The organism is Citrobacter enshiensis, assembly GCF_029338175.1.
Classification (GTDB): domain Bacteria; phylum Pseudomonadota; class Gammaproteobacteria; order Enterobacterales; family Enterobacteriaceae; genus Citrobacter_D; species Citrobacter_D enshiensis.
The window spans coordinates 2,133,759-2,159,004 of record NZ_CP119862.1 but is presented as its reverse complement, the minus strand read 5'-3'; the positions used below and the strand labels follow the sequence as shown (position 1 = coordinate 2,159,004).

Below are 25,246 nucleotides of genomic sequence, written 5' to 3'. Positions count from 1 at the left end.
GTGCTGCTACTCCAGCCCGAGGCTGTCGCGCAGAATATTCAGGCGTTCGTCATCCCCGTCACGGGCGGCCTGCTGAAGAGATTTGGTTGGCGCATGAATCAGGCGGTTGGTCAGTTTCCACGCCAGATCCTGAATAATAGCCTGCGGGTCTCCGCCCTGTTCAAGGGAGGCTAACGCTTTTGCGGTTAATTCATCACGAACATGTTCTGACTGGCTGCGATATTCGCGAATAGTCTCACTGGCGCTTTGAGCGCGCAGCCAGGCCATAAATTCGCTGGTTTCCTGTTCAACAATGGTTTCCGCTTCCACGGCCGCCGCTTTACGCTGCGCCAGGTTGTGGGAAATAATGCTTTGCAGGTCATCAACACTGTAAAGATAAGCGTTCGCCAGCTTCCCAACTTCCGGTTCAACATCGCGCGGAACGGCGATATCGACCAGCAATATCGGTTGGTTGCGGCGATTTTTCAACGCCCGTTCGACCATCCCTTTACCGATTATCGGCAACGGACTGGCCGTCGAACTGATAATAATATCCGCATCCGGCAAACGTTCGTCGATCTCGCTGAGCGAGATAACATCAGCGCCTACTTCATCTGCCAATACCTGCGCACGTTCGCGGGTACGGTTGGCGATGATCATTTTCTTCACTTTGTGTTCGCGCAGATGGCGCGCAACCAGTTCGATGGTCTCCCCCGCCCCGACCAGCAACACGGTCACGGTGGACAGCGATTCAAAGATTTGCCGCGCCAGCGTACAGGCAGCAAATGCCACAGAGACAGCGCTGGCGCCAATTTCTGTTTCCGTACGAACGCGTTTCGCCACAGAAAACGACTTCTGGAACATGCGCTCCAGATCGCTGGCGTTCAGGTGGCCCCGGCTTGAATCAGCAAACGCTTTTTTCACCTGTCCCAGGATTTGCGGCTCGCCCAGCACCAGTGAATCCAGACCGCTGGCAACGCGCATCAGATGGCTTACGGCGTCGTTATCCTGATGCCAGTAGAGGCTGTTGCGCAGGTCTTCTTCGTTCAGGTTATGGTAATTGCATAACCAACGAATCAGCGCTTCTTGCAGGTTTTCTTGTTCTTCAACGCTAAGGTACAGCTCGGTACGGTTACACGTGGACAACACCACTCCGCCTCGCACCATGGGCAGCGCCTGCAGGCTTTCCAGCGCCTGATCGAGCGTATCCGGCGAAAACGTGACACGTTCTCGCAGCGATACAGGTGCTGTTTTATGGTTAATACCAAGCGCTAAAAGGGTCATGTGTGCGGGAATAGTACCAGCGTTGATAAGGTTAGACTGGGTGCATCATACAGGATGCGCGAGGTCAATAAAAGAGAGTCCCCCCTTTTGGAGTAATAGCTTACCGCACAAATTAAGATAACTTGACCATAGACGATACCCTGTGGCGGCGCTAGCATTAAGGGTTATAACTGCAACCGATGGCAAGATGTTGCCGGATGGCGGCGCATTCGCCTGCTCCGGCCTACGGGTTGAGTTTGTAGGCCTGATTTAAGCGTAGCGCCGTCAGGCAATTTTTGCACCGTACTACAAGGATTTGTCATCACTATGACCCTGCCTGATTTTCGCCTGATCCGCCTGCTGCCGCTGGCGAGCCTGGTCCTCACCGCCTGTACCATCAACGCCCCGAAAGGCCCCGGTCAAAGCCCGGATTCCCCGCAATGGCGTCAGCATCAGCAGGAGGTGCGCAACCTGCACCAATATCAGACGCGCGGCGCATTTGCCTATATTTCTGACCAACAGAAGGTTTACGCCCGCTTCTTCTGGCAACAAACGGGACAGGACCGCTATCGCCTGCTATTAACGAACCCGCTGGGCAGCACGGAGCTGGAGCTGAATGTCCAACCCGGCAATGTGGAGCTTGTCGACAACAAAGGTAAGCACTATACCGCCGACGATGCAGAAGAGATGATTGGCAAGCTGACCGGGATGCCCATTCCGCTCAATAGCCTGCGCCAGTGGATTCTGGGGCTACCGGGCGATGCCACCGATTACACCCTGGACGACAAGTACCGTCTGAGCGAACTGAAATACCGCCAGGACGGGAAAAACTGGAAGGTGGTCTACGGCGGCTATGACAGCAAAACGCAGCCTGCGATGCCTGCGAATATGGAACTGTCTGACGGAAGTCAGCGTATCAAGCTGAAAATGGATAACTGGATTGTGAAATGATGACCCACTGGCCATCCCCTGCAAAACTGAATCTCTTTTTATACATCACCGGACAGCGTGCGGACGGTTATCACACGTTGCAAACGCTGTTCCAGTTTCTGGACTATGGCGACACCATCAGCATTGAAACACGCGACGATGGTGAACTCCATCTGCTAACGCCTGTCGAGGGCGTTGAGAACGACGATAACCTAATCGTTCGCGCCGCGCGTTTGCTGATGAAAACCGCCTCTGCGCGTGGACAACTGCCTGCGGGAAGCGGTGCGGATATTCGCATTGAGAAACGTTTGCCAATGGGCGGCGGTCTGGGAGGCGGCTCTTCCAATGCAGCCACCGTCCTGGTGGCGCTGAATCATCTGTGGCAGTGCGCGCTCTCGGTCGATGAACTGGCAGAAATGGGCTTAACGCTGGGCGCGGACGTGCCGGTCTTTGTTCGTGGGCATGCGGCGTTTGCTGAAGGCGTGGGAGAAATCCTGACGCCGGTCACGCCACCTGAGAAATGGTATCTGGTGGTGCATCCTGGCGTAAGCATCCCAACTCCCACTATTTTCAAAGATCCGCAACTTCCACGTAACACGCCAAAAAGGTCAATAGAAACGTTATTAAAATGTGAATTCAGCAACGATTGCGAGGTTATCGCAAGAAAACGTTTTCGCGAGGTTGATGCGGCGCTTTCCTGGCTGTTAGAATACGCGCCGTCGCGCCTGACTGGTACAGGGGCCTGTGTCTTTGCTGAATTCGATACAGAGTCCCATGCACGCCAGGTGCTTGAGCAAGCCCCGGAATGGTTTAACGGCTTTGTGGCGAAGGGTGTCAACCTCTCCCCATTGCATAAAACGTTACTCTAAATTGTCCGCGTTTCAGTAAGTTGGCGAATTTACCCATCGCCAGGAGCATACAGCAGTATGTGCCTGGTGCGAGTACACGATGCCAGCACACACGAAACGTGAATGATGAGGAGTAAGCCGGGCAAGCTGAGTTTCGGTGACAACGTCACCTTGTTCCAGACGTTGCATCGCGCTCTTTAATACACCGCCTGGATAGGATATTGCCTGGCCCGCACAGTTTTTGGCAGATTCTATCCACCAATGGACGCATGCCTGAGGTTCTTCTCGTGCCTGATATGAAGCTTTTTGCTGGTAACGCCACCCCGGAACTAGCACAACGTATTGCCAACCGCCTGTACACTTCTCTCGGCGACGCCGCTGTAGGTCGCTTTAGCGACGGCGAAGTCAGCGTACAAATTAATGAAAATGTACGCGGTGGTGATATTTTCATCATCCAGTCCACTTGTGCCCCAACGAACGACAACCTGATGGAATTGGTCGTTATGGTCGATGCTCTGCGCCGTGCTTCCGCAGGCCGTATCACCGCCGTTATCCCTTACTTTGGCTATGCGCGTCAGGATCGTCGTGTACGTTCCGCTCGTGTGCCGATTACGGCAAAAGTCGTCGCGGACTTCTTGTCCAGCGTCGGCGTTGACCGTGTACTGACCGTTGACCTGCATGCTGAACAGATCCAGGGCTTCTTTGACGTACCGGTTGATAACGTATTCGGTAGCCCAATTCTGTTAGAAGACATGCTGCAGCTGAACCTGGACAACCCGATTGTGGTTTCTCCGGATATTGGTGGCGTCGTGCGTGCCCGCGCTATCGCTAAGCTGCTGAATGATACCGATATGGCTATCATCGACAAACGCCGTCCGCGTGCTAACGTTTCTCAGGTGATGCACATCATCGGTGACGTCGCAGGTCGTGACTGCGTGCTGGTTGATGATATGATCGATACCGGTGGTACGCTGTGCAAAGCTGCAGAAGCGCTGAAAGAACGTGGAGCCAAGCGTGTATTCGCCTACGCAACTCACCCGATCTTCTCCGGTAATGCGGCAAACAACCTGCGTAATTCTGTGATTGATGAAGTCGTTGTCTGTGACACCATTCCACTGAGCGATGAAATCAAATCACTGCCGAACGTGCGTACGTTGACCCTGTCGGGTATGCTGGCCGAAGCGATTCGTCGTATCAGCAACGAAGAATCAATCTCTGCTATGTTCGAACATTAATCGAACCCGGCTCAAAGACCCGCTGCGGCGGGTTTTTTTGTCTGTAGTCCTTATTTGTATGACTTATGCCTCCTTCACCTGCCATTTAGTTGACAGATGATGCGCTCATGGATGAAACATTATTGTGAACAGATTATTTTCCTCACATGTGATGCCTTTCCGCGCCCTCATCGACGCTTGTTGGAAAGAAAAATACACCGCCTCTCGATTTACTCGAGATCTGATCGCCGGGATAACCGTTGGGATCATTGCCATTCCATTGGCCATGGCCCTGGCCATCGGCAGTGGCGTCGCGCCGCAGTACGGCCTTTACACCTCTGCCGTGGCCGGGATTGTCATTGCCCTGACCGGCGGTTCGCGCTTTAGCGTCTCCGGCCCCACCGCCGCATTTGTGGTGATTCTCTACCCGGTGTCGCAGCAGTTTGGGCTGGCCGGTCTGCTGGTCGCGACCCTGATGTCCGGTATTTTTCTGATCCTTTTTGGCCTGGCCCGTTTTGGTCGCCTGATCGAATACATTCCTGTCTCCGTGACCCTGGGCTTTACGTCCGGTATTGGTATCACCATTGGGACCATGCAAATTAAAGATTTTCTTGGTCTGCAACTGGCCCATGTTCCGGAGCATTATTTGCAGAAAGTCGGCGCTTTGTTTATGGCGCTGCCGACAATCAACCTGGGCGATGCCGCTATTGGCGTCGTCACCCTGGGAACCCTGATTTTGTGGCCCCGTTTGGGGATCCGTCTGCCAGGACACCTTCCGGCGCTGTTGGCAGGCTGTGCGGTCATGGGGATCGTCAATCTGACGGGAGGGCACGTCGCCACCATCGGTTCCCAGTTCCACTATATTCTCGCCGATGGTTCACAGGGCAACGGCATTCCGCAACTGTTGCCGCAGTTAGTGCTGCCGTGGAATCTGCCTGATTCCGATTTCACACTCAGTTGGGCCTCTCTGCGCGCTCTGCTTCCAGCGGCGTTCTCAATGGCAATGCTTGGGGCGATTGAATCCCTGCTGTGCGCCGTGGTGCTTGACGGTATGACCGGCACCAAGCATAAGGCCAATAGCGAACTGATCGGTCAGGGGCTGGGTAACATCGTCGCACCGTTCTTTGGCGGCATTACCGCGACGGCGGCGATTGCCCGCTCTGCGGCTAACGTACGCGCCGGAGCGACCTCACCTGTCTCTGCGGTGATCCACGCCATCCTGGTCATCCTTGCCCTTCTGGTACTGGCACCGCTGCTTTCCTGGCTGCCGCTTTCCGCGATGGCGGCCCTGCTGCTGATGGTCGCCTGGAATATGAGCGAAGCCCACAAAGTCGTAGACCTGCTGCGCCATGCGCCAAAGGACGACATCATCGTCATGCTGATGTGTATGTCACTGACGGTACTGTTTGATATGGTGATTGCTATTAGCGTGGGGATTGTTCTCGCGTCCCTGCTCTTCATGCGTCGCATCGCGCGTATGACGCGTCTGGCGGCAGTGAACGTCGACGTTCCGGATGACGTGCTGGTGCTGCGCGTGATTGGGCCACTGTTCTTTGCGGCGGCTGAAGGACTCTTTACCGATCTGGAATCACGTATTGAAGGCAAACGTATCGTTGTTCTGAAGTGGGATGCGGTACCGGTGCTGGATGCAGGAGGTCTGGATGCCTTCCAGCGCTTTGTGAAGCGTTTACCCGAAGGATGCGAACTGCGAATCAGTAATCTGGAGTTCCAGCCATTACGCACCATGGCGCGCGCAGGCATCCAACCGATTCCTGGTCGCCTGGCGTTCTTCCCTAATCGCGAAGCCGCACTGGCTGATTTGTAATCACTATCAATTACCGGTCTGCGCCTTTGCGGACCGGTAATTAAAAAGTGACAGGCAAGATAAACTTAGCTGTGACGACGATTATCGCTGCGACGACAACGTTTATCGTAGTGGCGAACCCACCAGTATCTGTCACTTACCTGCTCATGCCCGCCAACACGCGCCCCTGCCAGCCAGAGGATCGCGCCGACAAAGATACTGAGCACGGCGCCGTGTGCGAAAAACTGCGGCAGGTTAAACTGCGGTAACTGATTTAAAATAGAATAACCAACACCAACAACCATCACCACTAAACCCAACCCCATGAGCACATTGCCGAGTAGCGAAGCGTTTTTGCGTTTCATGTGTCACCTCCGGAACTTTTGGGTTGCTGCAGGGAATACCCCTAATCCTTATGTGTAAAGTATAGACAACAGTTATCTTTGCATGTGCGGGAACGATCACAATTACAAACATCTGTTCAACAAAACTTTACAAATAACCCTCTGAACACCTTGACATTTCAATAGTCCACAAGGGAAATTATTCAGTTCCTCTCTCAACGCACGCTGTTTTTTGTCAAGCGACGCCGCAGACAGTACACTACGCGCCAGTGATAGACATACTCAGGACAAATAGCGTGACGATTAAATTGATTGTCGGCCTGGCAAACCCCGGCGCTGAATACGCAGCAACGCGACACAATGCAGGCGCATGGTTCGTTGATTTACTGGCAGAGAGGTTGCGCGCCCCTCTGCGCGATGAGCCTAAATTCTTTGGTTATACCTCCCGAGTGACGCTGGAGGGCGAAGACGTTCGCCTTTTAGTACCGACCACATTTATGAATCTGAGTGGCAAAGCGGTTGGTGCAATGGCCAGCTTTTACCGTATTAATCCCGATGAAATTCTGGTCGCTCACGACGAACTGGATCTCCCTCCCGGCGTGGCGAAGTTTAAACTGGGGGGCGGACACGGCGGACATAACGGGCTGAAAGATATCATTAGCAAGTTGGGCAATAACCCTAACTTTCATCGCTTACGTGTCGGAATCGGGCATCCCGGCGATAAAAACAAAGTTGTGGGCTTCGTGTTAGGCAAACCGCCTGTTTCTGAACAGAAGTTAATTGATGAAGCCATTGACGAAGCGGCCCGTTGCACGGAGATTTGGTTCAAAGATGGCCTGACCAAAGCGACGAGCCGGCTGCATACCTTTAAAGCGCAATAAGCAGGGATATGCGGCATTTTTGCCGTACGCTGTGTATAATAGGCAAAGTTATTTACTTTTCTACAATCTGTTTTCTATAACAGGTTGATTATCAAGATATTAAGGTGATTTAAATCATGGGATTCAAATGCGGTATCGTCGGTTTGCCCAACGTCGGGAAATCTACCCTGTTCAATGCGCTGACCAAAGCCGGTATTGAAGCGGCAAACTTCCCGTTCTGCACTATCGAGCCGAATACCGGTGTCGTACCAATGCCCGATCCTCGTCTGGACCAACTGGCAGAGATCGTTAAGCCGCAGCGCATTCTCCCTACCACTATGGAATTCGTCGACATCGCTGGTCTGGTCAAAGGGGCGTCCAAAGGTGAAGGTCTGGGTAACCAGTTCCTGACCAACATTCGTGAAACCGAAGCCATCGGCCACGTTGTTCGCTGCTTTGAAAACGACAACATCATCCACGTGAATAACAAAGTCGATCCGGCTGACGATATTGACGTTATCAATACCGAACTGGCGCTGTCAGATCTCGACACCTGCGAACGTGCCCTGCACCGCGTGCAGAAGAAAGCCAAAGGTGGCGATAAAGACGCCAAAGCCGAACAGGCCGCGCTGGAAAAATGTCTGCCGCAACTGGAAAACGCCGGTATGCTGCGTGCGCTTAAAAATCTGACCGACGAAGACAAAGCGGCAATCAAATACCTGAGCTTCCTGACCCTGAAGCCAACCATGTATATCGCCAACGTGAACGAAGACGGTTTTGAAAATAACCCGTACCTCGATAAAGTGCGTGAAATCGCGGCTGCGGAAGGTTCTGTCGTGGTTGCCGTGTGTGCCGCCGTTGAATCCGATATCGCTGAACTCGACGATGCCGATCGCGAAGAGTTTATGGCAGAACTGGGAATCGAAGAGCCGGGCCTGAACCGCGTTATTCGTGCCGGTTACGAACTGCTGAACCTGCAGACGTACTTCACCGCAGGCGTGAAAGAAGTTCGTGCATGGACCATCCCGGTAGGCGCTACTGCACCGCAAGCGGCAGGTAAAATCCATACCGACTTCGAAAAAGGGTTTATCCGTGCCCAGACCATCGCATTCGAAGATTTCATCACTTATAAAGGTGAACAAGGTGCGAAAGAAGCCGGTAAGATGCGCGCCGAAGGTAAGGACTATATCGTTAAAGACGGCGACGTAATGAATTTCCTGTTCAACGTCTAAATAAAATTTGTTGTCTCATGAGGTTTTATTGAATCTCGTGGCAACCAACAAACCCGATAAAATCCACGCAATTGCGTGGATTTTTCTTTTCATAAAGTCTCAATTCATCTCGTAACAACGCACTCAAAAGTGAGCACATAGATGAGTACAACACTCTTCCATCTTCATTTTAAGTGAGTACAACAACGGTATAAAAAATGAATAATAGCTCATTATGCTCACTGATACTCAATGCCGTAATGCTAAACCTAAAAAAAAGCTGTACCACCTAAATGACTTCAACGGTCTCTTCTCTACCTTGAAGTGAACCCAATGGCAAAAAGGCATGGCGCTATCGGTTTAAACTCAACGGTCAATCCAGCATGTTTGCGTTGGGTGAGTATCCAGCGGTAAAACTCGCCGAAGCTCGCCAGAAATGCGAGCAAGCGCGTAAGCAAGTCGCAGATGGAGTTAGCCCGACACAGGCTCGTCAGTTAGATAAGAGTAGCAAGATCAATGACGGATCTAACACCTTTGAGCTGATCGCCAAAGAGTGGTTGCAGGTGAAAGACTAGGCCGAAATCACCAAAACGCGCCGACTGGATATGCTTGAACGTATGGTTTCCCCCACCATCGGTAAACTTCCTATCAGAGAGATCACGCCACACCATATCCTTAAAATTCTTCAGGAAGGTGTGAACACTGCATGGCCTGTTTGGTTTAAGTGGTTTCAGTAGAATGTTCACCAAAAAAATTTGGACCACATCTATCCAAACTGACCCTGTTGTAATCTGGACTGAGCAGTGGTAATTGCAAGGTCGGAATAGCGAGGAACTCGTCCCCGTGGTAAAAGGGGCAGATTCGTGCCACGCCTGAATGGTGTCGCCATCCACCCAGAAAGTGAGAATCCTAAGGGCATTGTTGTAGGTGTTCCTGCTTGTGTATTTTCAGACTTTTTATCCTCCCCCCAAAAGATGTATTATACGTTAATATTTCCATACGTTTAATATGGTGGTTCATTATGATCAGGAAAATTGCTCTATTATCTTCATTTTTAGTGTGCGCTTGTGATAACAATAAGGATGATAAGATATTAAGATTGACGTTGCTAGCTCATTGATAAATGATAAAATATTTTCAAATTGTGTTTACTTAAATCTTTTCCATGGAATCAAGGATATTGAATTTAATACACAGAGAAGATATTGCGATAATTATTTTAAGGAGAACTAATTAAATGAAAAAATACGGAATTGAGACTAAGGAACAGGACAGCACCCCCGGATTTCGCAGTACTGACTACACGAAAAAATGGTTCGACACCGAGGCCGAGCGTGATGATTATTACAATCACCTAACCCGACCACGTAAGCCTTCGCTCGATGATCTGATGTGTGATGATGACTATATTTCATATTCATACACAAAAATAGAAGAGATATCTGAGAATTAACCATCTTAGCTTCAACCTGGGCAAAGCGGTTATTCCGTCCAGTTCTGTTATTAACGTGTAATCTGGACTGATAGTATGCAATACTGCTGATAGGCTAAAAACGCAGATGATATATAAGGAGACAATATCATGTATGAAGATTACTCACATCAATCAGTACCGTCTAAAAAATACAGAGAGTTAATTGGCACTGCCGTTTGCGTTTTTAATTCCAATAACGGGTTCATTATTGAAAATATTCTAAGAATAGATACCGATGAAAACTACAGCTGGTATGAACTTACGGACAGGACATCTGGCCGTCTTTTAAATCCTATTAAAAATACAATTTCTAACGCTGTGGGAGATAGTATCTCACAATTATTTTCAGAGCTTGTCGAAGTCCGTAATAGAATAGTTCATAGTTTCAGAATCACGGCACCAGAAGGTATGTCATCTGACGGAGATGACCAAATTTTATCAACGAAACATAAAAACAGCGACAAAACAGACATAATTACAGAAGAATATATAATGGATTTTATACGCAAGAATGACGAGCTTTCTTCTAAACTTCATGAACTCAGAGGTTACTGAAACATTCAGTCATCAACATTTCGCGTGTAGGGCCAAAACTGTCTGACTGGTCACCATATGTAACTACATTTGAAGTGGTTTAATGAATTTGATCGCCAATGCATGGATTTTTTGACCCGTTTTCGGTCAAAAGTGAATGCAGTGCTTCCCAAATTGCCGCCTTTACCAAAATGAATATAGAAGTGAGTACAAACCAAAGAATATCAATTCAAAACACAATTAAATCAAAAAGATATAAAATAATTCACGATTAAGCGTCTAAATCGTTTTTGTTGTCTCATGAGGTTTTATTGAATCTCATGGCAACCAACAAACCCGAAAAAATCCACGCAATTGCGTGGATTTTTCTTTTCGCACTCTCTCAATTTATCGCCTGATAGACGCAGTCCCCAATGGGTATCCGGGAGAATTCAGCGCGGCGCTGGCAGCCCCAGACCTGGTGTGTGACTGCGTCAGGCAAACCAGCAGGGCATAATCTGTCGTAGACGCTGACATTGTCGCTTGCGTACTTCCTGAAGCCAGGTTGATAGATTGCGCCTTATTGTCTGCCGTCAGATCGGCACCCCAATAGACATAATTGGTCGGCCATCCATAAAGCGTTGCCACCGCACCACCTGGATGATCACCGTAGAGTGTTTGCCACTCACTGAGCAGCGGTATTTTATCGACGGAACATCCCTCGATATTCACCGAAGAAGCCTGTGGGTAAGTTATCGCAGACCATTTTTCGTTATTAGCCGAACTGTAGGAACCCACACCGATCTCTGCCTGAAGCATTGGCCGACGAAAAACAACGCCATCACTGCTGGTTACTGTCTCTGGCATATGACCCCAGTACTGGGCTTTACTGGAGTCAGGACTCGTCAGCACGGTAAAAACAGTGTCCAGACTGGACGTTACGCCGGGAATGTCGGTAACCGCGAGAGTAATCGGTGCTTTTGTACCTTTGACGGTGGATGGACGCGTCACGTCCAGAAGCAGGTTACCGGCGTCATCCGTAGACAAATTACTTGTTGACCCCGGTGAAGGCAATGTGGAGCCGTTAACCGTCATCGCTTGTGCTGATTCCTGGACTGCCTGACGGTTATAATCATTGCCGCGGGAAATGGTCAGCATTGTTGCGGGTATTGGCTTACCGCTGGCATCTTCGACGGTCACGTTGAGATGAAGCGTCTCACCGCTTTTTGCCTTCGCAACATTCAGTGAGGCATCCCATTGTGTGCTATCGACGGGTTTAATCACGATCTTCGATGGCGCAGGGTTGGCGTCCTTCAGGCACGTAATCATCATCCACGATGATCCACTCGCAGAATACGTATATCCGCTTTTTAATTCGATTGAATACCAGGCCGAAAGTCTGTCTGGATAATAATACGTGGAGGTCCAGTAATTATAACTTGAGGTGACCGGCCAACCGAATTCGGTACTGATCTTGTTGCCGCTGTGCGCAGCATATAACGCACTCATTTGAGCAATCTGCGGTAAATGGTTTGCCGCACATCCTCCCGCCTCTGGGTTGTTGAAGGCTACGTTATGATCCCTCACGGTTGCCCAGGATTCGTTGTTTATCGTCGAGTGACCACTTGCTGATGGGGCCTCCGCCGCCAGTTTTGGCCGCTCAAAAACGATATCATCTACCGTGATGGTATCTGGCATATGTCCCCACATCGCGGCTTTATCACTGTCCGGACTGGTTACTATCGTAAAAATAGAGGGCATATTTTCAGCTAATGCGCTGTTTTCATCGGGTGAAACAGAGAGTAATGCCTCAAACCCTGCACCACCGGAAACCTCTACCAGCACCTGCCCATTGCTGTCAGTCGTACCATAGAAACGGGTACTCCCTGATAAATATGTCGTAGACCCTCCGGGATATCCTGCGTACAGGTAAGCGGAGTACGGCTCGCCATTACGTTTTGTTCCCTGGGCACCGAGAATAGAAAAAGCGACATCTGGTACTTCATTCCCCTGTGCGTCTTTGAATTTTATCTGCCACGTAATTTTCTCACCTTTTTTCACTTTGGCGGCATGCAGTTCGGGTACATATTGCGCAGACGTCAGTTCAATTTGAGCGACATTCCCCTTTGGTCGCGCTTTATCAAGACAAGTCAGATACTTTGTTTGATTTTGTGCCATCCCCGAACTGCTGTCCGAATACAGGCTAACGGTATAATAATTGCGGCTGGCGGTAACAGAATTATCAGCCGTATTACTCCAGTAGTAGGTGTAGGTGGGCCATCCTTGTTCAGATTCTATTTTGCCGCCCGGATAGGCGCTGTAGAGCGAATTGAGTGAATCTCTGGTCGGGATATGTGCCTCATCGCATCCTGAGGAAGTATTATCCTGTGCCTGCGGATACGTTAAGACAGCCCACGTCTCATAATTTTCCGAAGCAGATTTATACCCGCTCGTCTGAGCCAGTTCATTAAAGAGTATTGGGCGTTTAAAGACGGTACCCTCCGCCGCCGTCAGCGTTTCGGGCATATGCCCCCAGTAAGTCGCTTTCGCCGAGTCCGGGCTGGTGACAACGGTAAAAAGGGTGTCTATGCCAGCCGTGACGCTGGTGTTATCAGAGAGCTTTGCGGTAAGCGTCGCTTTTGTGCCTTTGGTGTTTGCCCTGGTGATCTCCAGAATCAGACTACCGTCAGCGCCGGTTGACGCATACAGCAAAGAGGATGTATTGGCTAATGCCTGCCCGTTAATCACCATGGATGCGGGGGCACTCTCTTTGACTTCCTGGCGAGAATAATCGTCTCCGCGCGAGATTACGACCGACGTATCCGGTACCGGATTGCCCGCACTGTCCTTTGTCATCAGTTTTAATCGCAGGGTATCGCCTTTTTTCACTCGTGCGGCGTTCAGCGTCTCTGACCACTGAGTTTTATCCACCGTCTCCAGGGTTATCTGTGCCGCTACCGGGTTGGCGTCTTTCAGGCAGGAGACCACGAACATGCCAGCGCCGCTGGCGCCCGTGGAGCCGGACGTCATATTGATAACATCCCAACCGGCGGTGGGGCCTCCTGAAGACAGCGTCGACGTCCAGTAGCTGTAGGTAGTCTGCCAGCCGTGTTCAGTATTCATTTTGTTGTCTTTGTTCGCGTTATACAGCGCCTTCATCTGGTTAGTACTGGGGAGGTGGCCGGTTTCACATCCTCCCCCCGCGCTGCTCTGTACACCAGCGTTCGTCAGCAGTCCCCACACCTCGTTATCCAGTGCACGCGTTGAGCCGCTTGGAGGGGGAGTAAACTCACTCGCCAGTTTGGGACGATAAAACGTATCAGCGCCCACCGTCAGGCTGTCATCCATATGCCCCCACATCTGCGCTTTGTCCGTATCCGGGCTGGTGACGGCGGTAAAAATAACCTCATAGTTAATCGCGTCGGCGACCCGCGAGTCATCCAGTTTGATGGTCAGCGGCGTTTTGACCCCAGGCCCTTTCGGTTGCTCAATGACCAGTTGCGCCTGCCCCTGAGCATCCGTTATCCCCTGGTAAGTACCGGTCATGCCGCTGTTGGTGCCAAACGACTGTCCGTTCACCATCAACGGGCCGCCGGATGTAAACCCGGTGGCGCTCCCCTGCCGGTTAGTCGACGCTTCGGACGTCACCGTGAACGCCACGTTCGGCGCAGGCAACCCGTTTGCCGCGTTGGTTGTCTGCACCGTCAGCGTGATAGGTTCTCCCGCTTTCGCTTTCGCCAGACGCTGGCTGGCGTCGCCGTTGGTGGTAACCTGAAGTTGCGCCACCAGCTCCGTGGCAGCACACGAGAGATAGTTCGGCGAACTACCGGTGAAGCTGCCCTGGTCGCCGTTTTTCAGGCTGACGTTGTGGTAAGTGGTGCCATCCGTGTCTGCCGACAGATAGCTGTAGCTTTCCGTCGGCCAGCCCAGATCCGTAGCGATCAGGTTTGCGCTGTGCCCGGCATACAGTTTTTCCAGTGAACTTGCCAACGGTACCTGTCCGTCACCGCACTGACTTTCCGCCTTGCTGAGCTGAGCAAATGTCGCCCAGTCCTCGTTGTTTTCCCGGTAATTGCCCGTTTCATTGCCGGATTCAGCCGCCAGCAGCGGGCGGACGAACAGACTGCCTTCTGCCATTGCCGCATCCTTCATATGGCCCCACATGCGGGCTTTGTCGCTGTCCGGACTGGTGATGACGGTAAAAATCACATCTTTACTGTCAGTGGCGGTATACCCTTCGCGCATTTCGGCCGTGATGGTGGTGCGCACACCAGCGCCCTGGGGCTGGGTCAATACCACGGTTGCGGCACCGTTGGCATCGGTAACCCCCTCATAAAGGTGTGGATCGCTGGCTTGAATGTGCTCGCCAGTGAGCACCACGGGAGAGGTTTCCCATGCTGAACTGGTTTCATTGGCGCGGTTATGCACCTCGCCCAACGCCAGGGAGTAATACATGTGAGGAAGCGGTTCCCCGGTCACGCTGTCGGTTATCATGACCGTCATGGTGATGGATTCACCAGTCATCGCTTTCGCCGCAGTCAGCGTGGTGTCGTAATGATCAGGCGTCAGCGTTATTTTGGGCGTAACCACCGGCATAGCGTGATCCACGCAACTGACAAGGTAGTGCTCACTGTCATTGCGGGATGCGCTCTCCTGACCATTCATATCCACCGCGAAGTGTCGCCCTGATTCACCGGGCGAAGCCGACCAGTAATCATTACCCTGTATCGGCCAGCCCAATGTTTCCTGAATGGTTTGCGCACCCTGAGCAACGTCCAGCGCCACTAACCGCCGGAGATCCGGCAGCAGGGAATTGCAGTGGCTGTCCGCGTTGTTCCAGTCAAACAGCGCCCAGACTTCGTTATGGTCGGTCACTGCGCCATTCGTTCCAGTGGCCTCCCCTGCCAGTTTAGGACGGCTAAAGGTAAAATCGCCTACCGTGGTACTCTCCGCCATATGGCCCCACATCGCGGCTTTATCGCTGTTCGGGCTGGTCAGCGTGGTGAATATCACATCCACATCCTCTTCCACCACGCTGCTTTGTGACGGCTTCACCTTTAGCGTGGTTTTCACCCCCGGTCCGCCATCCTGAGTCACCGTCACGGTCGCCGTACCGTTAGCGTCCGTGACACCATGATATTCGGTGTCGACGGTGGTCAGTTCGGTATTACCGATATGCACCGGTGCGTCGTTTTTAACATCGCCCCGTCGGCCAAGCGCATCGCTGCGGGTAATGACAAAGGGTACGTTACTCAGCACACTTCCCGCGCAGTCATGGGTGGTAATGGTCAGGACAATACTCTCGCCTGCCTTCACCTTCGCGGCTTTCAGCGTATCGTCATAGTGGCTGGCGCTGACCGTCAGCGGCGCATTCTGCGACGGTGCGATATCAATCGCCACCCGCTTATCCTGCAGCGCCACGGTGCCGGTGGTGGGCGAGCCGGTGAGAGTGGAGAGGTACAGCAGCGGCAGCGGCGTGGACGAATCCACCTGCGGCCACGTCACCAGATGACGCCCGGCCAGATTTTGTGCACAAAAACTTTCATCGTCTACCGGCTGCGGGTCAAGCAACGTATCCGGCGTGGCGGCATCGGCCCAAACCAGATCCGCGCCGGGCGGCTGCTGGTTTTCCCACTGTAACGCTGGCGGCGCGGCAAACAGGTCGCCTTCGGTGTCATGGGGATTCGTCAGGATAAGATGACTGGCGGCAGTATCCGCACTGAAATCGCCGGGCGTTGCGCTGAAGGGTACGGTGTATGTTTTAGCGGGATCCAGCTGTATGCTGCCCTGATAAACCGCGATCGCTGCGCTGTCAGCCTGCGGGCTGGTACCGCTAATTTCACCCGTGGAGGTGGGCGTTGTCTGCCAGGTCCCGCCTTTAAGCGCCCCCTGGACTGAAAATGCGGGTATTCCGAACGTCATCGCCAGCAGCAATAAGATACTCAATATCTTCTTCATTTTCCGATATCCGCGCATAAATCATTCCTGGCTGGCTTCGTTCTTTTTGCTCAGTGTTGTACTCAGCAAAAACTGCATCTGCAAAAATGCCATCCCCCGCAGGGAATGGCATAAGAGATAAAAAACTATTTACGTTTGTATTTGACGGCCAGCGTATTGCCCTGCACGCCATCCACACCTGCGCCAGAGAGAACACCGGTTGCGGCAGTATTGGTTGCCGGGAGCACCAGATCCTGGTTCTGTACGCTGGAATCGCCGGACGTATTTGCCGTCGCGCTCGTTCCGGTGAACACCCACATATAGTCATAGTAGCTGGTGACATCGGTATCCGTGCCGGAATCGTAGGTACCGTTGCCGTTGGTATCGCGCCACAGTTTGACCTTATAGGTATGACCGGTATGCAATTTAACGGTGGTGTTCTTGAGCAGGTTAACCGTGGTGTCGGCGGCGTCATAAATCGTCACCTGCAGATCGTCATCCACCACCGGCCCTTCCGGAATATCATCACTGTCGCTACCGCCGCCAGCCGCGGTGGACAAATCGGCCATATCAACCAGCACGCCAGTGCGGGGATCGCCAGTCTCCGTTGCCGGGGTAATCTGCATCCCGATATAGCAGTTCTCGTCTGCGGCCAGGATGGTATAAGAGTCCGAGCCATTCGTGCCGTTGCCCTGAAGGGTCCGACCATCCTTTTTGCTCTGATCCTTGTAACACATCCACTTGATGCTCTTTTTAGTTAACCCTGTAGCATCCGTATCGCCTTCGATATCGTTGATCTCCCAGGACACGGTTAACTTATCGCCGACATGAAATTGCTTCTCGCCATCCGTCGCCGCCGTTGTACCGCCCGTACGACCCGAGCGATCAATTTGCACCTTGACGTGCAGGCCGTCATCGGTCTCTGCCGCGCTCGGTAGTTTAATTTTAGGTGCCGTACCGACAATGCTGCCCGTGTTGCCGCTCGTCAGCCAGCCAGATCCCTCTTTTAGACTGCCCACTTTACTCACTTTATTCGCTGCAAGTGCGGCAGGTACGGAGCAATATCCGGCGATGGCTAACGCTAAAGCGATTTTGGTCAGACGCTGTGTTGTTGCTGGTTTCATTAATATTCCTCTTATTTCCACTATCAGCGACTGGCCCTTGTTAACCATCACGCCAATAACACGTTACTTTTTGTGATACGTGACACGTATCCCATACCCCTGGACGCCGCTTTTTTCGCTGGCGCCAAATTTTTGCTTCGCTTCACGGTTCGTCACGGGAAGCACCAAATCCTGGTTCTCGGTATTGGCTTGCGCCCCCGAATCACCGCTGACGCTTTTCCCGATAAATTCCCATTTGTAGTCGTACTGCGCCATTTCCTCAGCGCTGAGCTGCTCCGACATCTGGAAAACACCATCCTTGTTTTTATCGCGCCATAACATAAATCGATATGTGCTATTCAACGGCGGGTGCCCATTCTTATCTCCAATTAAATTCACCGGGTTAGCGACATGAGTCAGGTAAATAGCGGCATTAACATCGTTGATGTTTTGGCCCAGAAAAGTGATGTCCACATAATTACTGTCATCGTAGGCATCCGTTTTCGCCTTCCAGCGGAAAGTGCCCGGTTGCGTACTGGAGAGCGTGAGGGTTCCCGCCTGTTTATCGCGGCTGGCGATAAACACGCAGGGTGTTACGTTCGTGCAGGGTTTGGCCGAGAGCGTGACCTTTTTGTCATTACTGTCGTACAGCTCAGGCACCATGGCGTCATCCGTCAGTTTGTCGCCTTTGCTGTCGTTATCATCGCCGTAAGCATCTGTCAGCAGCAGTGCCATCACGACGCCGTCGACGCCATCCGCCTGTGCGCTAGCCTCGTGTTTATGCTGACTGAGATCGGCCCCCGCGAGGGTATCAACAACCAGTTCAATTTTGCGGTGCTGCTGTACCGTCAACTCCACGATGCCGGAGTTCTGCTGATTACCTTCTTCATCCACCAGCGTGATCCTGACTTTCCATGTATTCAACGCAAGACGTTCAGCATCCGTTGCCGCGTTTTCCCATGTAGGCAATACCAGATTCCAGCTGTTGTTATTACCTTCCGTCAGCGTGTTCGCTTTAACCACGGGCATGACCAGCGTACGGTTAGCATTATTCTTTGCCTGCCATGAGGCCGCCGCTATTTTGTAGTGATGACTCACCAGTGCGTTGATCGTCCACTTACATTTTTCCAGGCCCACGCCCGCTTCCGGCGTATCGCTGATCACACATTCCGGATGTTCATTGGTCGTATCGGCTTTCAGAAACAGCGTCACGTCCAGCGGATCTTTTTCGCGATATTCGAGAACGATAAAGTTATTGCGGTCCACAAAATCATGGCGACTGCCTTCCAGTGAATGCTGAATTTTGACATTTTCCGGATCGAGCTGTGCTTTAAGCGGTGTGCCAAACTGATAATTTAGCGTTGCTGTCACGTTCACATCCGTGTTATCGCCCGTCCCGGCTTTATAATCCGTACTGAACGTGAGCAACGGTACAGGGGTATAATTCAGCCCGAGCGTGACGGCCTGTGGGTTACGCTCCAGGTTATCTTCACCAAACAGCGCCACCTCATCACCGTAATAGTGTTCATAGACCAGCTTACCGCCTACCTGTGGGTAAAACGGCAGCCATGTCTCCATGCGAACATCCCAGCCACGTGCCGGGCGCTCTTCATAAAAATCTAAATCCTGCGAATTTTTCCAGCCGGAGAGCGGATGATAATAGTTGCCAGAGAATCGCAGGAAATCGGTCCAGGATTCGACGCCAAGTCCCAGGCGACGATGATTGCGGGTAAAATCATAATCATAAAAAGTATTGCCGCCGAGCATCCAGCGCCCAATATTATGGCGGATGCCTAACCCCGCATTACTGATAGTACGATCTTCCTTACGCTGGGTAGAAAACTGGCTGAACAGGACCGTCTGCTGGTCGTCAAACCAGGGAATGAAGTAGTCCAGAGAACTGCCTTCCAGAGAACCCTCCTGATCAACAGACAAATTAGTGCGCACGGTGCCATAAGGCGACATCAGCCCTTCGATATAGGATTGTGTTGAAGAGGTAATTTTATTTTGTAAGTAGCTTTTGGCCTGTGATTCCAGCGCCTCCGGCGTCAGGTTTTCAAACCCCTGAGCGGCCGAATTTGTCATATAACTTTCTGATTGCTCTTTAAAAGAGTCACCACTCTTTTCTTTTTCTGCTTTCTGTGCGGCATCACTGCCTAAATCCGGCAGTTCTGCTGTTACGCCAGATTCATTTTTCCCTTTAGAAGGAGGCTGGTTTTCGATAGATTGATTCGCGGCTAATAATGTTCTGGGTATTATAACCATGAAAAAAAGGAACAACATAATACGATACATTCCAGAACCTACCATAACATTATACTTATATGTTTATAAATAATTCCCATTCAAATAAAGATATATTCCATATAAAAAATAAAGCTTATTTTAGCTGCTTTTTACTTCTGGATATTTTCAGGAGATTATATCTGATACCTGTTACATGTTTCAGTATTAATTTGTCTATTTTTGGACTCTCTAAATCTTCAATACAACGTTTTTGCAACTTTTCAGCATCAGCATGGTATAAACCATCCTGGTCTGATAACGATGATCTTTATGGATTTTAATTTTTGCAATGGGCTATGTTTAATCACCGACAAACGGGTTTCATGCCCCGTTTTCGATCAAAATGGTGAATGCCATAGTGCCCGGGTTATCATTTTTACGCACGTGAGTATAAAAGTAAGGAATAATTCGTTACTATTAAATAACAATAAAATAAAAAATATAAATAATAAATCACAATTCAACATCTAAAGCGCTTCTGCTGTCTCATGAGGTTTTATTGAATTTCATGGAGACCGGAAGACATCATAAAACCCACGTCATTATGTGGATTTTTATTTCATAGCGTCTCTGGTGTTGTCGTGCAGGCGCCGCCAGAATTGGGACACCGGTGAGTCTACCGGCATCGCTTATATTCATTAGTTCTCGCATCGACGCCCCGCATAAACCACTTATTAAACATATAGATACACATACCCTTAAGAAGTGTCTGATTTAAGCGGAAGCTACTATATGTTGTAGTAGCCTGTATCACACTCCTGTGACAGTATTAACAATTCTGCAAAATGTGGTAGGACCCGCTTGATGTCAGAACATTCCCAATCCAGCCTGTTTAATGAAGGACAGGTCACGCTTCCTGAAGGTTATCAGGACCGCTCAGTCAATATTTTCACCCAGCCAGGCGCTGGCGCCCCGGCGTTCAATATTTCCCGCGACACGCTGAACGCCGATGAAAATCTTTCGGCTTATATCAATCGTCAGCTGGTACTGATGGAAAAACATCTTAAAGGCTGGAAACAGAGCGAACGCCATGCTGTCGTGCTGGGCGATAACCTTTTACAGGGCGAAAATGTGCACGCCAGCTACCTGCGCGACGGGAAACGTATCTGTCAGCAGCAGGCGGTATTTAACACGCATGATGCGCATATTCTGGTCTTTACCATGACCTCCGCCACAACGCTGACAGACCGCGACAGCGATCTGTTTCTTTCATTGCTCGGGAGTTTTCGCCTCCACGCTTAACGATAAGGATTATTGTTATGTTTGAAGCTGCTCGCGCGGGTGATGATATTGGACACTCCGGCGCGCTGGCCGGGATGATTGCCGGAACCGTCGTTGGCGGCCTGATAGCTGCCGTGGGGGGGATCGCGGCGGGTGCGATGTTTATTGCTGGCCTTGGGGCATCCTGTATTGGCGTAGGCGTGCTGCTCATCGGCGCCAGCCTTGCGGTCGGTTATCTCACCAGTGAACTGGCAACTGCCGCAAGAGACAGCATTGCGGATGCCGGGGCATCCAGCATGACGAAAAAAGGCGTCATCACCGTCGGTTCGCCTGACGTTTTTATCAACAGTAAACCCGCAGCACTTGCCACCAACAGCATGGTGGCGTGCTCTGACGACGGCTCTCAGCAGATGGCGGAAGGCTCCTCGCGGGTGTCTATCAATGGCCTGCCTGCGTCCCGTCTGGGGGATCGCACCACCTGTGACGCAAAGATCATGACCGGTTCGGACAATGTCCGCATTGGGGGTAGCCCGAAACAGACACTGCCTATCCAGTCCGAAGTCCCGGAATGGGTATATAAAGCCTCAGATCTCACCCTACTGTTTACCGGATTGTTCGGGGGCTGGGGCGGCGCTGCGGGTAAAGTGGGGGCGCTGGCTAAGCTGCTTGACAAAATTCCCGGTATTAACAAACTTAGCCGTATTGCCTGTCGTGCAGGCACGTTGATGACCGGTGTGGCGGCCGCAGGGATCGTTGCCCGCCCGGTGGATATGGTCAGCGGGCAGAAGTTTCTTAGCGGCGATGACGAGCTGGATTTCATCCTCCCTTCCCGCTTGCCCGTCCGCTGGCAGCGTTACTGGCGTAGCGGTAACCCTGGCGACAGCGTTCTTGGCCGGGGGTGGAGCCTGTTCTGGGAAACCCGACTGGAACGCTATCAGGATGGACTGGTCTGGCGCGCGCCTTCCGGGGATTACGTCTCCTTCCCGAGGGTGCCGAAAGGCTTGCGGACATACTGCGCAGATGAAAAATGCTGGCTGGAACATCACCCTGATAACAGTTGGTCGGTGTATGACATCAGCGGCGAGCGCTGGCACTATGCCCCACTGGGCGAAGCATCGCCTTCCCTGTTACAGCGACTGTCTGACCCCTGCGGCAATGATATTCTGTTTGAATGGAACGATAATCACACCCTGCATGCGCTGACCGACAGCGCCGGACAGCGAGTGGTCTGCCGCTATGATAATGAGCGCCTCGCCAGTGTCTGGCTGGATGATACAATCTGTCTGGTCAGCTATGCGTATGATGAACAGCGCCAGCTCGTTTCAGTAACGGGCCGGGGCGGTAGCGTGCGCAGACGTTTCCACTGGCGGGATGGTCTGATGAGCGCCCACGAGGATGCGAACGGGCTGCTGAGTGAATACCGCTGGCAGGAGATCGACGGCCTGCCGCGCGTGGTCGCGTTCCGACACAACGGTGGCGAACGGCTAACGTTCGAATACGATTTTGACAACGGCACGCGCCGTGCCATTCGTGATGACGGCGCGCAGGCGCACTGGCTGATTGACGACGATGACAATGTCGCGCGTTTTACGGATTTTGACGGCCGCCAGACCGCTTTTGTTTACCGCGACGGCGAGCTCTGCGATGTTATCCTGCCCGGCGGCGCCATCCGCCGCAGTTTATGGGACAAATATGGCCGGATGACGCAGGAGACGGACCCGGCAGGCCGTTGTACCGAATATTACTGGTACCGCCTGACGGACCGTATCGCCCGTACGGTTTACCCGGACGGAACGTCATCACAGAACATTTATGATCTGAAGGGTCGCCTGCTGTCGGAAGATGATGTCTCCGGCAACAAAACCACGTATCACTACCCTGCAGAAGACGAAATACTGCCGGACAGCATCACGGATGCCACTGGCGGCGTGGTGCGGCTGGGGTGGAACAGCCAGGGGCGGCTGACACAACGCACCGACTGCTCCGGCAGCGTCACCTGTTTTAGCTATGACCGCTTCGGACAACTGGTTGCCAGTGAAGATGCAGCAGGCAATATCACGCGTCGCGAATGGAACGAGGCCGGGCAACTCAGCGCGGTGATTCACCCGGACGGCAGCCGCGAATCGCTGCTGTGGAACGAACGCGGGCAACTCGCCGCCTGGCGTGACCCGCTGGAAAGCGAAGTCAGCTGGACGTATGACGTGCTCGGCTTGCCGATCAGCCTCACCGATCGTATTGGTCGCACCCGTCGCTGGCGCTACGACCCGCGCGGCAACCTGCTGCGACTGGAGAATGGCAACGGCGGTGAATACCGGTTTACCTATGACGCCGTGGGTCGCCCGCTCAGTGAAACGCGCCCGGATGATACATCCCGCCAGATGGAATGGGATGCCCGGGGTTTTCTCTGCGCCCTCCAGGAAAACGGCAGACCTGCCGCCGACAGGGGCATCGCCCGGCGTTTACAGCAGTTCAGTTATGACGACAGCGGTCTGATGACCGGGCGCAGCCACCACCATGCTGAATATCGTTATTTCCGCGATCTGAGTGGTCAACTCACTCGCATACTGCGCACCCCCACGGCCGAAGGTGTCGCGCTGGGTATCGAAAACGATGAAATTGCCCTGATCCGTGATGCAGCCGGACGCATGCTAAGCGAATCCGGGGTGAATGGAGAGGTTGGTTACCAGTGGGATGCGCTGAATAATCTGACTTCCCTGACCTTGCCCGGTGAGCAGCAGATTTCCTGGCTGCACTATGGCTCCGGCCACGTCAGCGCCATCCGTTTTGGCCAACAACTGGTCACCGAATTCACCCGTGACCGTCTGCACCGTGAAACGCACCGTACTCAGGGCGCACGCGGCCAGATCCGCCGGTATGACAGCCTCGGGAGACGTACCGAGCAGCGCAGTGAAATAAACGCCGACGTCACCCTGCCAGAACAGGCGATACTCGGGCGTCTTTATCGCTATACCGCCCGTGGCGAGCTTTCTGGCGTCAGCGACAGCCTGCGTGGCGAAGTGAATTACGGCTACGACGCCGAAGGCCGCCTGCTGAAACACTACGAGGCCCGGCAGGGGCACAGCAGTGCGCATTTTCGTTATGACGCCGCAGACAACCTCGCCGCCAGTGACGACGATGCGCCGGTCACCGATAACCGGCTGCAGCACTGGCAAAACCTGTTTATGCAGTACGACGCCTGGGGCAACCTGGTCCGCCGCCGCAGCGGCCTGTATGAACAGCACTATGCCTGGGATGCCGAGAACCGCCTGATTTCGGCGCAGGGAACCGGTCCGGAGGGACGTTTTCAGGCGCATTATCAGTATGATGCTCTCGGCAGGCGCACGCGAAAACAGGTCGCTACCACCCACGGTACCACCGAAACCCGCTTCCTCTGGCAGGGATACCGCCTGTTGCAGGAGCAGCACGAAGGCGGACAGTGCAGCACATACCTTTATGACCCGAACGAAGCCTGGAGTCCGCTGGCGCGAATCGACCATCTGCGCGACGACAGGCGTGGGGAGATTTACTGGTTCAGCACTGACCTGAACGGCGCACCGCTGGAAGTCACCGACCAGTATGGAAACGTGCGCTGGAGTGGTCATTACGGCAGTTTTGGCGAAGTACGGCATCAGACGGCAGGCTTCACCGGCGCGTTGCAGCACACCGCCCTCGCCCATCAGCCCCTGCGCTACGCCGGGCAGTATGCTGACAGCGAAACCGGACTTCACTATAATCTGTTCCGCTACTACGACCCGCAGGTCGGACGGTTTATTGTTCAGGATCCGATTGGGTTAAGCGGCGGGTGGAACCTTTACCAGTATGCGCCGAATCCGCTGGGGTGGATTGATCCGTGGGGCTTAGCAAATAGACCTAATAATGGCGAGTATAATATCTTCTTTGATCATTCAGTGGCTCCGTCTAATAGATTTTCAAGTGATGCAGTTCAATTCAAAAGAGCTAATGATGCTTTAATTAAAAGCATGAATAATGATCCGGCATTCAGGCGAGATATATTAGGACGTCATCCTGAATTGTCCGACTGGCTGAAAAATGGCAGCAGAAGCAGCAGTCCATCTGGGTTCACATGGCATCACCATGAGGACGTAAATAGACTTGTTTTAGTTGATAGATTGGATCATAAATCTAATCATGGTTTGTATCATCCTACGGGAAAGGGCGGCAGGGATATATGGGGAGGCGGTGAACCCGGTCGCCAAGGGAAGTTAAACGGTGTAACAGGAATATCTTGCAAATAATTT

15 protein-coding genes and 1 pseudogene are annotated in these 25,246 nt (G+C 52.3%); 11 read left to right on the top strand and 5 right to left on the bottom strand.

What is annotated here, in order from left to right:
- Window positions 1-6: 6 nt before the first annotated feature.
- Window positions 7-1,263, bottom strand: coding sequence for a glutamyl-tRNA reductase (gene hemA / locus P2W74_RS10490; RefSeq protein ID WP_276294877.1), 1,257 nt, complete (start codon window positions 1,261-1,263; stop codon window positions 7-9).
- A gap of 306 nt (window positions 1,264-1,569) precedes the next feature.
- On the opposite strand from hemA, the gene lolB reads away from it, so the two are divergent.
- From lolB to dauA, 4 genes are all read left to right on the top strand, one after another.
- The gene (gene lolB, locus P2W74_RS10485; protein ID WP_203360983.1) at window positions 1,570-2,193 is read left to right on the top strand and encodes a lipoprotein insertase outer membrane protein LolB; all 624 of its coding nucleotides are present in this window, start codon (window positions 1,570-1,572) and stop codon (window positions 2,191-2,193) included.
- Window positions 2,190-3,041, top strand: coding sequence for a 4-(cytidine 5'-diphospho)-2-C-methyl-D-erythritol kinase (gene ispE / locus P2W74_RS10480; RefSeq protein WP_276294876.1), 852 nt, complete (start codon window positions 2,190-2,192; stop codon window positions 3,039-3,041). Before lolB ends, ispE begins: the two co-directional genes overlap by 4 nt.
- A gap of 266 nt (window positions 3,042-3,307) precedes the next feature.
- Window positions 3,308-4,255, top strand: a complete 948-nt coding sequence (prs, locus tag P2W74_RS10475) for a ribose-phosphate diphosphokinase (RefSeq protein ID WP_001298109.1) — start codon at window positions 3,308-3,310, stop codon at window positions 4,253-4,255.
- A gap of 124 nt (window positions 4,256-4,379) precedes the next feature.
- On the top strand, window positions 4,380-6,059 hold the full coding sequence (dauA, locus tag P2W74_RS10470) for a C4-dicarboxylic acid transporter DauA (protein WP_276294875.1): 1,680 nt from the start codon (window positions 4,380-4,382) through the stop codon (window positions 6,057-6,059).
- A 65-nt stretch (window positions 6,060-6,124) separates the two neighbouring features.
- Here the strand turns inward: dauA and ychH are convergent, their stop codons facing one another.
- Complete coding sequence (gene ychH / locus P2W74_RS10465; RefSeq protein ID WP_192612442.1) at window positions 6,125-6,403, bottom strand: stress-induced protein YchH; 279 nt, start codon at window positions 6,401-6,403, stop codon at window positions 6,125-6,127.
- A 275-nt stretch (window positions 6,404-6,678) separates the two neighbouring features.
- On the opposite strand from ychH, the gene pth reads away from it, so the two are divergent.
- From pth to P2W74_RS10440, 5 genes and pseudogenes are all read left to right on the top strand, one after another.
- Window positions 6,679-7,263 carry an aminoacyl-tRNA hydrolase gene (gene pth / locus P2W74_RS10460; protein ID WP_192612443.1) on the top strand — a complete coding sequence of 195 codons (585 nt, stop codon included), beginning with the start codon at window positions 6,679-6,681 and terminating at the stop codon, window positions 7,261-7,263.
- A 116-nt stretch (window positions 7,264-7,379) separates the two neighbouring features.
- Window positions 7,380-8,474 carry a redox-regulated ATPase YchF gene (gene ychF / locus P2W74_RS10455; RefSeq protein WP_203360980.1) on the top strand — a complete coding sequence of 365 codons (1,095 nt, stop codon included), beginning with the start codon at window positions 7,380-7,382 and terminating at the stop codon, window positions 8,472-8,474.
- A 214-nt stretch (window positions 8,475-8,688) separates the two neighbouring features.
- A pseudogene (locus tag P2W74_RS10450) lies at window positions 8,689-9,166 on the top strand (tyrosine-type recombinase/integrase); the annotation flags it as partial.
- Between the two features lie 524 nt (window positions 9,167-9,690).
- A complete protein-coding gene (locus P2W74_RS10445; protein ID WP_276294874.1) occupies window positions 9,691-9,906 on the top strand; it encodes a hypothetical protein in 216 nt (71 codons plus the stop codon).
- A 129-nt stretch (window positions 9,907-10,035) separates the two neighbouring features.
- On the top strand, window positions 10,036-10,482 hold the full coding sequence (locus P2W74_RS10440; RefSeq protein ID WP_276294873.1) for a selenium binding protein: 447 nt from the start codon (window positions 10,036-10,038) through the stop codon (window positions 10,480-10,482).
- A 366-nt stretch (window positions 10,483-10,848) separates the two neighbouring features.
- On the opposite strand, the gene P2W74_RS10435 is transcribed toward P2W74_RS10440, so the two are convergent.
- The 3 genes from P2W74_RS10435 to sinH all read right to left on the bottom strand — a co-directional run bounded on the left by P2W74_RS10435 (window position 10,849) and on the right by sinH (window position 19,775).
- Window positions 10,849-16,398, bottom strand: a complete 5,550-nt coding sequence (locus tag P2W74_RS10435) for an adhesion domain-containing protein (RefSeq protein WP_276294872.1) — start codon at window positions 16,396-16,398, stop codon at window positions 10,849-10,851.
- 125 nt (window positions 16,399-16,523) lie between these two features.
- The gene (locus tag P2W74_RS10430; protein WP_276294871.1) at window positions 16,524-17,501 is read right to left on the bottom strand and encodes a SinI family autotransporter-associated protein; all 978 of its coding nucleotides are present in this window, start codon (window positions 17,499-17,501) and stop codon (window positions 16,524-16,526) included.
- Window positions 17,502-17,564: 63 nt separating this feature from the next.
- Window positions 17,565-19,775 (bottom strand): intimin-like inverse autotransporter SinH, encoded by a 2,211-nt coding sequence (gene sinH, locus P2W74_RS10425; protein ID WP_276294870.1) that lies wholly within the window; start codon window positions 19,773-19,775, stop codon window positions 17,565-17,567.
- A gap of 795 nt (window positions 19,776-20,570) precedes the next feature.
- Here sinH and P2W74_RS10420 point away from each other — a divergent pair.
- Together P2W74_RS10420 and P2W74_RS10415 are read left to right on the top strand one after the other, a co-directional pair.
- Window positions 20,571-21,008 (top strand): DUF1795 domain-containing protein, encoded by a 438-nt coding sequence (locus P2W74_RS10420; protein WP_276294869.1) that lies wholly within the window; start codon window positions 20,571-20,573, stop codon window positions 21,006-21,008.
- A 17-nt stretch (window positions 21,009-21,025) separates the two neighbouring features.
- A complete protein-coding gene (locus P2W74_RS10415; RefSeq protein ID WP_276294868.1) occupies window positions 21,026-25,243 on the top strand; it encodes an RHS repeat-associated core domain-containing protein in 4,218 nt (1,405 codons plus the stop codon).
- Window positions 25,244-25,246 lie beyond the last annotated feature (3 nt).

Bases quoted from the DNA above. Each gene is read 5' to 3' on its own strand.
- ychF (WP_203360980.1), top strand. From the start codon at position 7,380: ATGGGATTCAAATGCGGTATCGTCGGTTTGCCCAACGTCGGGAAATCT.
- hemA (WP_276294877.1), bottom strand. From the start codon at position 1,263: ATGACCCTTTTAGCGCTTGGTATTAACCATAAAACAGCACCTGTATCG.
- P2W74_RS10445 (WP_276294874.1), top strand. From the start codon at position 9,691: ATGAAAAAATACGGAATTGAGACTAAGGAACAGGACAGCACCCCCGGA.
- P2W74_RS10440 (WP_276294873.1), top strand. From the start codon at position 10,036: ATGTATGAAGATTACTCACATCAATCAGTACCGTCTAAAAAATACAGA.
- sinH (WP_276294870.1), bottom strand. From the start codon at position 19,775: ATGTATCGTATTATGTTGTTCCTTTTTTTCATGGTTATAATACCCAGA.
- lolB (WP_203360983.1), top strand. From the start codon at position 1,570: ATGACCCTGCCTGATTTTCGCCTGATCCGCCTGCTGCCGCTGGCGAGC.
- ispE (WP_276294876.1), top strand. From the start codon at position 2,190: ATGATGACCCACTGGCCATCCCCTGCAAAACTGAATCTCTTTTTATAC.
- P2W74_RS10420 (WP_276294869.1), top strand. From the start codon at position 20,571: ATGTCAGAACATTCCCAATCCAGCCTGTTTAATGAAGGACAGGTCACG.
- P2W74_RS10435 (WP_276294872.1), bottom strand. From the start codon at position 16,398: ATGAAGAAGATATTGAGTATCTTATTGCTGCTGGCGATGACGTTCGGA.
- P2W74_RS10415 (WP_276294868.1), top strand. From the start codon at position 21,026: ATGTTTGAAGCTGCTCGCGCGGGTGATGATATTGGACACTCCGGCGCG.
- P2W74_RS10430 (WP_276294871.1), bottom strand. From the start codon at position 17,501: ATGAAACCAGCAACAACACAGCGTCTGACCAAAATCGCTTTAGCGTTA.
- ychH (WP_192612442.1), bottom strand. From the start codon at position 6,403: ATGAAACGCAAAAACGCTTCGCTACTCGGCAATGTGCTCATGGGGTTG.